The organism is Candidatus Cloacimonadota bacterium (genome assembly GCA_020532355.1).
Lineage (GTDB): Bacteria > Cloacimonadota > Cloacimonadia > Cloacimonadales > Cloacimonadaceae > UBA5456.
Window position 1 is genome coordinate 1 of the sequence record JAJBBD010000214.1, and the last position, 8,533, is coordinate 8,533.

Annotated in this window: 6 protein-coding genes; 1 reads left to right on the forward strand and 5 read right to left on the reverse strand. The window is 40.9% G+C overall.

The features are described from left to right. Positions 1–741, forward strand: a 741-nt coding sequence (locus LHW48_07315; GenBank protein MCB5260263.1) for a M20/M25/M40 family metallo-hydrolase, incomplete at its 5' end; no start/stop codon positions are given. 1 nt (position 742) lies between these two features. Here LHW48_07315 and LHW48_07320 read toward each other — a convergent pair. From LHW48_07320 to LHW48_07340, 5 genes are all read right to left on the reverse strand, one after another. Further along, on the reverse strand, positions 743–1,684 hold the full coding sequence (locus LHW48_07320; GenBank protein MCB5260264.1) for a 3-dehydroquinate synthase: 942 nt from the start codon (positions 1,682–1,684) through the stop codon (positions 743–745). A 34-nt stretch (positions 1,685–1,718) separates the two neighbouring features. Next, positions 1,719–4,193 carry a hypothetical protein gene (locus LHW48_07325; GenBank protein ID MCB5260265.1) on the reverse strand — a complete coding sequence of 825 codons (2,475 nt, stop codon included), beginning with the start codon at positions 4,191–4,193 and terminating at the stop codon, positions 1,719–1,721. Next, positions 4,190–5,227 (reverse strand): undecaprenyl/decaprenyl-phosphate alpha-N-acetylglucosaminyl 1-phosphate transferase, encoded by a 1,038-nt coding sequence (locus LHW48_07330; GenBank protein ID MCB5260266.1) that lies wholly within the window; start codon positions 5,225–5,227, stop codon positions 4,190–4,192. Before LHW48_07330 ends, LHW48_07325 begins: the two co-directional genes overlap by 4 nt. A 90-nt stretch (positions 5,228–5,317) precedes the next feature. Then, complete coding sequence (locus tag LHW48_07335) at positions 5,318–6,430, reverse strand: glycosyltransferase (protein ID MCB5260267.1); 1,113 nt, start codon at positions 6,428–6,430, stop codon at positions 5,318–5,320. Further along, positions 6,427–8,088 (reverse strand): hypothetical protein, encoded by a 1,662-nt coding sequence (locus tag LHW48_07340; protein ID MCB5260268.1) that lies wholly within the window; start codon positions 8,086–8,088, stop codon positions 6,427–6,429. The genes LHW48_07335 and LHW48_07340 overlap by 4 nt, the downstream gene beginning before the upstream one ends. Positions 8,089–8,533 lie beyond the last annotated feature (445 nt).

The window sequence follows — 8,533 nt, forward strand, 5'->3', positions numbered from 1 at the left end:
CAACCGGCAGAAGAAGGTAAGGGCGGAGCACAAAGCATAATTTCTGAACAAGTCCTACAAAAGTATCCCATTCGAGAAGTGTTTGCACTTCATGTTGCCAGTGAGTTGCCGATAGGAACCATCAGTTCCAAGGCAGGAATCTTTTTTGGCATTCCTCAAGAGTTTGATGTGCAATTTCATGGCAAAGCAAGTCACGTGGCTTTTCCTCAGCATGGGATAAATGCTCTGGATTGCGGAATAAGCTTTTACACAAAGATTAAACAAGCGATAGCAAAGCTGAACAGCGATGAGCGCATAATCTTTCATGTAGGGAAAATGCAAAGCGGGAAGATTCGCAATATTATAGCTGATGAATGTGCGTTGGAAGGAACCCATCGAACCCTGAGCAAAACTATGTGGGCAACAGTAAATGGGCTTATCGAAGAGCATGCAAAGCAAGTAGCCGAAGCATATAAAGCCAAAGCGGAAATCAACTTTTTGGGAACCTACGATCCAGTAGTGAATAATGCCCAATTAGAAGCTAAACTGCACCATCTATGTGATAGAGACGGGTATCGCTATATTGAAGCAAAAACCGAAATGACGGGAGAAGATTTTGGCTTTTTTACCAGTATGTATCCAGGTTTGCTGTTTTGGCTAGGTAGCGGTAGCAACTATCCGCTACATTCTGGGAGTTTCTTTCCTAAAGATGAATGTATTGAGGTGGGTATATCGGTGATGTGGGCATTGGCGCAAAGCTAAGCTATTTCAAATAATCCAAACTCAGTTCAATTTCCTTGATATCTTTGCCCACCGGAAGGATCAACCCCAAGGCTTGCCTGTTCTTCTTATCCTGTTTTAGATAGGGAATAAGGCTCTCAATAGAGTAATTTTGTGCGTAAGCTAAAACTTCATCTGGATATGGGTATAGAGCGAGGATGTTTTTGAGGGCAGACCATTCATTTTGGCTGCAAAGCTGTAATTCCAGGCTGAGATCGCAGGCAATGTTCATTCCCAAGGCTACCGCGTCACCGTGTTTTATCCTATACTCGCTTATACTTTCTAATGCATGAGCAAAAGAATGCCCAAAGTTCAGTATTCTTCTTTCGGCTTCATCATATGGGTCATTTTGGCAAATGGAGATTTTATACAGAGCAAAACTCAGGATTTCTTCAATGCTTGGTAAGCTATTGCCAGATATATCCGGCAAACACAGATCGGGGTATAAAATATGGGCTTTGAGCATCTCGGCAAAACCTTGACGTAGTTCATCTTTGGCTAGGCTCTCTAAGAACGATGCATGATACACAATACGAAAAGCGGGATAGAAAGTGCCAATGTGGTTTTTGTAGTGTTCAAAGTTGACGGCTGTTTTACCTCCAATTGATGCATCAATCATAGCCAATAAAGTACTGGGATAAAGTATCAAGCCGCAACCTCGCTTATAGGTCGAAACAGCGAACGCAGCCATGTCGCACACAATGCCGCCTCCAAAAATATGAACTTCATCCGTACGTTTGAGTGAGTGCCTGGCAAAGAATCTATATATATCGTGCACGGTAGATAAGTTCTTTCTCGTCTCAGAAGCTTCAATTGTATAGATTGGGACATTACAACTGGTGAAGAACTTTGGGAAATAATGAATCAGCTTCTCATCACAAATTATGAGCCCGTGTTCGGGGGGTACAAGTTTATCTTGCACCATAAGTGCGTCAGAAGAGATTAGCGATGGGTGCATATTAGTGGATTACTGCGATTTTCCCTTGAGCAGTTTCACCGTTGGCATCGGTGACCACAAAGAAATATATGCCACTGGAGACAATATTCCCGAATTCATTTTTTCCATCCCATTCAAAGCGGGCAAAAGGATTTTCTTTCAGTTCCTTTATTAACTGACCAGATGCACTAAAGATGCGACATTGATTATCTCCTGCAGGCATGCTGTCAATGGGTAAATTCACTATTTGTGTAACCGCATAACCATCAGGGCGGAAGGGATTTGGGTATGCCTTCAAGGTGTTAAGAGAGGTTTTGGGTTTTACTGTTTTACCAATGCGAAAAGTATTTAGCCCATCGGAAGTGCCAATTAGCAATCTTCCTTCAAGCGGATCATAACCCAAAGAGATAATCTGATTGGAAATTAATGGTGCGTTGCCTTTATAGTAATTTGTAAAACGCTCTCGGATAGGATCGTACATTGACAGTCCATTACCTTCACTGCCAATCCATACTCTTCCAAAGGGATCACCATAGATGCAAAGCGGATAGGTGCTTTCGCTGCCAAACAAACGTTCTTCATCTGCATAGTACAGAGTATCATTTATCCAAGTATTTGTTGCCTGGCTATATCTTGAACGCTTTATGTAAACATCATACTTGTACCAATCGTATTCATTCCACATATACAATCCGGTTCCCGCAGCTATAAAGTGCTGCCAACCGCTTGGGCTATATGGGACCTGCACACTGGTAACACCGTAGATCTTTCCGCCTTGCAGATCGGGAACGATATTTGTTAGCCAGTGATCTCCATCGGATTCTGGGAGACTATCATCATTCCAAATTGAAAGACCATTATCGTATTCGGTACCAAAGAAATACTGTCTTCCATTATGATAAGCATTTAGAACTCGTTGAAATGTGGCATTCTTAAGTTCGAAAGTTTTTATAACTTCAAGCTCTTGGTTAAAAACGCTCACACCCCCATCGTAACATAGCACCAGTATATTTCCATATAAGTCTTTGTATATTCCTCCGATAGTGCTGGTAATAAGTTTTGGTCCATTGGGAATGGGATCTCCCCATTCTTCTGCATCTTCGTCCCACATGCGTGATCCATCACGATATATCCATTGCCATGTATTTGCTACTTCATCATACACGGTTAGCCCATAACGGTTGCCGCTTATAGCTGTGCTGGTATACCATGCTCCAAACCATTTCCGGTTAAGATCATCTACCTCCAATGCCAAGATATTATTTGAATGTAGCGGGCTATTATCGCGGTCAAAACCATACCAATGGCCATCTTTATACGCACTAACTCCCAAAGTTCCTTTTGGGGAAACTGCATCACCAACCAGGCCGCTGCCAAACCATAAGGCATTGTTATTGTCTGTCTTGCTGATGGTAATTTTTGGGAAAGAAATGTTGTTGGGATTGTAGAATTGCCACTGATTATCCCGATATCTGGCAATCCCATTTCCCCAAGTTCCCAGATATACATTGCCATCAAACTCCTTTATGCAAGACACCTGATTATATTCAAATCCATCAGAATTCTTGTACCAATACTCAGTTTGCAAATCCTGTAAATGTACTTTTGCTAGAAGAGTATCGCTTTGGGATGTGTAGTGTAGCACATCATTATTCCATTTTCCGAAAGCTACCCATAGATTGCCATCATCAGATAACAAAATATCCGAAATGTCCCATTGGGTTGTACTTTCATAAGGCCTAATTGTTTGCCAAGATGTATTGCTCAGGTCATTATTGCCAACATATATCTTTCCATTTGCGGCAACAGCAAGATGTTCAGAGTTTGAGCTGAGGATATATCTATCGCTATTGGGGAGAGGAAACACGTCGTACAGAGATTTCCAGGCAGCATTTACTTCCAGAGAGTCCAAGTGTACATAACTTATCCCGTTATCATGAGCCATAAATAGCATTTTGTCGTCTGTTAACATCATGTCGTAGATATTGTTGTCGGGAAGCGCCCCACTGGTATTTAAGGAATTGTATTGATGGAGCATAAGTGGGAATTCCACACCACTTAGATAATAAAAAACTGCCAAGCCGTGAGAAGTTGCAACAAGCACATGAGATTCAGTTTCCAAGATGTGGTTTACTCGTAGTGAGGGCAGCCCCAAATCTTCATCCAAATTTTGCAAGCCTGATGTGCTTAGGATACTGATGCCATCGTTGCTGGAGCCCATCCACAAGCTTTCAGAAAAATCTATTAAGGCAATGGTGCGAATATCGTTTGATACCAGCCCATTCCCGGTGCTAAGCTCTTGCTTAGCGCTCCAATTCGACAGATCCGCAGAATCTGTTCCTTCAATCTCCACAACTCCACCCCAACTAGAGAAGAAAATTCTATTTTCTGTTTTTTCAATATCGAAGATGTGGTTTGTATTATTCACGGTTTGCCAGTTTTGGCAATGCAACAGGGCAGAAACTAGAATCCAGCCCAAAAGAATGTATTTCTTCATTTTTTTCGCTCCATTTTCATGAAGATATAAGCAAGTATTACTACCAGTGCCAAAAGCACCATAAGCAAAGAAAACAATACTTTCTTATCTGTAAAGGAAAATCCTATTGCAACCAATCCAAACAAGATAGTTACAAAATAAGCGATGAGGGAAATAGCTCGTTGAGATAAGCCGAAAGCCAGCATTGTATGATGTATGTGTGCTTTATCTGCTTTGAAGATTTTGCCTACTCGCAATCTGCGGAAAACTGCCAAAAGTACATCCAGAAAAGGTATAGCAAGAGCTGCCATGGGGATTATCATGGTCATCGAAGTAATACCTTTAAATTGCGCTGTACCGGCAGTGGAAATAGCTGCAATATAAAGACCAATGAATTGAGATCCTGTTTCTCCCAAAAAGATCTTTGCCGGGTGGAAATTGTGGATTAAAAAAGCCAGTATTCCTCCAAGAAGGAAACACGAGAGAGAAATAACCAATGTATTTGCTTCCCGCAGACCTACTACCAGTAATACTACGCACACTATAGCGGCAATTCCGGTTGCCAAGCCATCTATACCGTCAATCAGATTAATGGCATTGATTACGATAACATACCATATCACGGTTAATGGGAATGACATCCAGCCCAAAATAAAATGCTCACCCAGCGGATTGGTTAGATAGTGAATTCTATATCCGATAACATACATAATTATACCCAAAAGTAATTGCCAAATGAGTTTATGCCGCGCTCGACTTTCAAAACGATCGTCAATCATACCAAATGTTAGTGCCAGAATTCCAATAACCGACAGCTCAAAATAGAGCCTACTAATTTCTGCTCCTAGATGCAAAAAGGCAAATAATAGCTGAGTGGCTATGATGGGCAAGCCAAAGGAAAGTCCCCCGGCTTCTGCAATACTGGTTCTATGGATGCGTCTTTCATTGGGACGGGCAAGAATGCCATGTCTGGTAGCAAAGCGAATATTCCACGGCACTAAAAGATTAGTAGCCACGAATATAAAGCAAGAGGCTGCGATTATTTGTATGTTCATTTTACCAATCAGTTTTTATTTCTGCAATAAGCCCTCAAGACTGGCAGGCTTATTTGTAATAGTGGTAAACAAGAAGTGTTTTTTATCACTTCAAGACCCTTCGTAAAGTTTACGGTATGCCATTACCATGTTCTCATAGTTACACAAAGATGCGATAAATTGGCGGGCATAGTTACCTTTTGCCAAAATCTGTTTAGGATTTTTGGCTATGTTACCCAGTGTATTAAGTAATTCAGTTTCGTTATCTAGGGGTACTAACCAGCCATTGTGTTCATTTACCAATTCGCCAATAGAATCGATTGCGGATCCTATAACTGGTAAGCCAGAATGCATGGCTTCGATGATACTATAGGGCATGGCTTCCCATCTGGAATAGAGTATAAACACGTCAAACTTAGCCAGCCAAGGGATTATATCCGAATCCCATCCAGGCAAAAATATCTTTTCATTCAAACGCTGTGAGGCAACAATATTACGGCACAGCGAATAGTGCTTTCCTTCTCCCAAAATGATGAACCGCAAGTTCTTATACTGATGACATGCTTTGCAGGCAGCGCTAAGTAAGGCTAGAACATTTTTTTGATCGGAAAACCGGATAGTGCTACCAATAGTTACCGTGTCTTGAAGGGTTTTTCGATTCAATGAGTTTAGTTTTTGCAAGCTCTTTAAAGCCATGGCATTGTATATGGTAACTGCCTTGTTTCTGGATACTAAGCCCAGCTCAAGGCATCTAGTACGATCTGAATTGTTTACAAATACAGTAAAATCTCCCAAGGCATTGCCAATCTTTTCCATCTGCATATAGAAGTATTGCAATAGTGGGTGTTGATGTGCTTGAAAGGCAGTTCCGTGTACGGTGTGGACGATCTTTGAAACCCTCATAGTACTTGCCGCTATACGTCCCAACAACCCGGGCTTTGAAGAATTTGTATGAACAATATCGAAGCGGTATTTCTTGATGATTAGCATGATTTCAAGTAAGGCTGCAAGATCCAACAGAGAGATGGCATGGCGAAAGGCTCTAAGGGGTAGAAAGTTCCAGCCCCGCTTCTTTACTTCTGCCACAAATTCACCGCCCGGTTTGCCTGCTACATAGATATCATATTGATCGGCGGGTAATCCTTCCAAAACGTGCAACGAAAAACGCTGTACACCGCTGAGAAGTGGGAGTAATTGCAGATGCAGAATTTTCTTTTTGTTCATTTTTGGGTGAATCGAATAATAGCGAACGATTTTGCCTTGATATTGACAAATCGCACCATACTGCCATCAATTTTGCCTTTATTACCATCAATTTCACGAATCTTTCGATCTGTATGTATCTGTAAACAAAAGTGATCCATATCATCATCGAAATAAACAGCTATTTCATACTCGCCTTCCTCTACGGTTACACGACTGCGTTTTTCCCACCATAGGCTAAGATCTCTGGCAGTACAAATCCAGGTTGGGGCAGATCTTACCAATGCCAATAGATAAGCATAAAGTTTATGACAGTAGTGGATATCGTTATAAGCTGCAAGTGAGAAATCGATGGCAAAGATGCCATGAGTACGCTGAATCTGCTGAAAGTAACTCTTTATTTGTGCCTTTGCATCATCCAAAGCTAAGATTTTATGCTTATTAACTCGCAAGTACTGATCCCGATATGTTGTAGGCAGCAATAGATAGTTTGCTTTTCCACCAATCCAAGGATAGAAGGGGAAGGTGGTGCCATCATAAAAGCCGGGTGTATCTTTAAAGGCGGAGCTTTGGCTATAGATAGGGTTAATCTTATTGTGCAGAGTTCGGATTTCGGCATTTTGGGTATAACCAAGTTGCCTTATACCAACTTGGTCTCTTGCCAATTGATGTAGCATTACTTGTTTTCGGCTTAGCATATCATCGCGATTGATTTTATCGTTGGCAAGCAGCAATCCGATATCATTGCCTCTGCCTACAATTTTCTGAATCTCTTCTTGAAGATCGGGATCCTCCAAGCCATAATCCAGGTCTTCGCACTCATCAGTACCCAAAAAGAAGGTAGAATGACAGTTGTTTTCTCGTTCTAATTCTTGAAACTCATCAAAATTCCAATACAATTCATAATTCGTAAAGAGATATTGAATTTTGCCCCACACCGTGTGAAAGAGCTGGCGAAACTTGAAGGTAATTAGCATACTGAAATCGTCAGCAATAGAAAGGATCAGTGAAGGCAAATTCCATTTTTGCAGATCATCCACAGTGTGCGAAAGCAATACTGCTGCTGTTTGAGCTTCTGGCCAATAACATTTTTGCGCTAAGGCTTGTTTCTTTTGTAATGCATGCTCTTTAATCATAGATTCTAAAAGCCACAACAGACTGTCTACTGTGGGAGTATTGCGTTGAGTATAAAAAGAACAGCCTTCTTCTTCGTAGCGCTGATCAGATTGAGCCCTAGAGTAATATCTTCTCTCTGTTGCAGAGATATGGTAAAATACATTTCCTACTAAGTCGAAATTAATCTTGCCACCGCAAAATTCTTTGTCTATATAGTTCTCGGCAACGTTATTAAAGCCTTTGCTACTGATTATTTGCGTGGGATACAGCAGTTTTTTTTCTTTGAGAAAGCGCCGTAAACTTTCCGGATTCATGCCCGAAGGTTCGTAGAGCTTGGTATCGCATGTAATAAAGATGGTAATGTAATGGCGGGCAAGGGACTTAATCTGTTCTTCATCTGGTTCGCTAATACTATACAAGATGACAATATCTTGAGGTTTAAGCTCGGCAGGATCGGAAACGAAACGATAGCCAAAGCCCAATACCTGGAAAATATAATCAAAGCTGTAGCGTATTTCTTTTGTAAAGCGTTCTAATTTATGGTCAATAAAGATAGATATCATGCTATATTAGTTCCACCAGTTCAATTTATGCCATTCTAATTAATGCGTAGTGCAAGTCAAGCAGTTTCGTTTGCTTTCTTTCTGAAAACACAGATAATGGATAGTGGATTGAATAGATGAGAACTTTTATTACTATAAATGTTCAAGAAACAGACACCACGTTATGCTTAACAATAGAGAATTTGCGCTTGTGAAGGTTATATTACTCTCCCTAAGCATTATGTCGCAAGCTACGGCTTCCAACCGAAATATTTAACAATAGAGAACATTGCCCATCCATATATAGCAGATTTTTTTATGCACTAGATCTCGGTTTGCTGGGTTTTTTCTGATCGTAGCTATGTCTACCCACAACCCTTGTAGTATTGGGCTTTACCTCATGCACAGATTATTTAGCGCTCTTTAATAGGATGCCATTTTCATAGTTAAATGGCATCATGAAGTC

What these genes read in the sequence shown, in the direction of transcription:
- LHW48_07320 (MCB5260264.1), bottom strand. Translation starts at nt 1,684, where the DNA reads ATGGTGCAAGATAAACTTGTACCCCCCGAACACGGGCTCATAATTTGT.
- LHW48_07325 (MCB5260265.1), bottom strand. Translation starts at nt 4,193, where the DNA reads ATGAAGAAATACATTCTTTTGGGCTGGATTCTAGTTTCTGCCCTGTTG.
- LHW48_07330 (MCB5260266.1), bottom strand. Translation starts at nt 5,227, where the DNA reads ATGAACATACAAATAATCGCAGCCTCTTGCTTTATATTCGTGGCTACT.
- LHW48_07335 (MCB5260267.1), bottom strand. Translation starts at nt 6,430, where the DNA reads ATGAACAAAAAGAAAATTCTGCATCTGCAATTACTCCCACTTCTCAGC.
- LHW48_07340 (MCB5260268.1), bottom strand. Translation starts at nt 8,088, where the DNA reads ATGATATCTATCTTTATTGACCATAAATTAGAACGCTTTACAAAAGAA.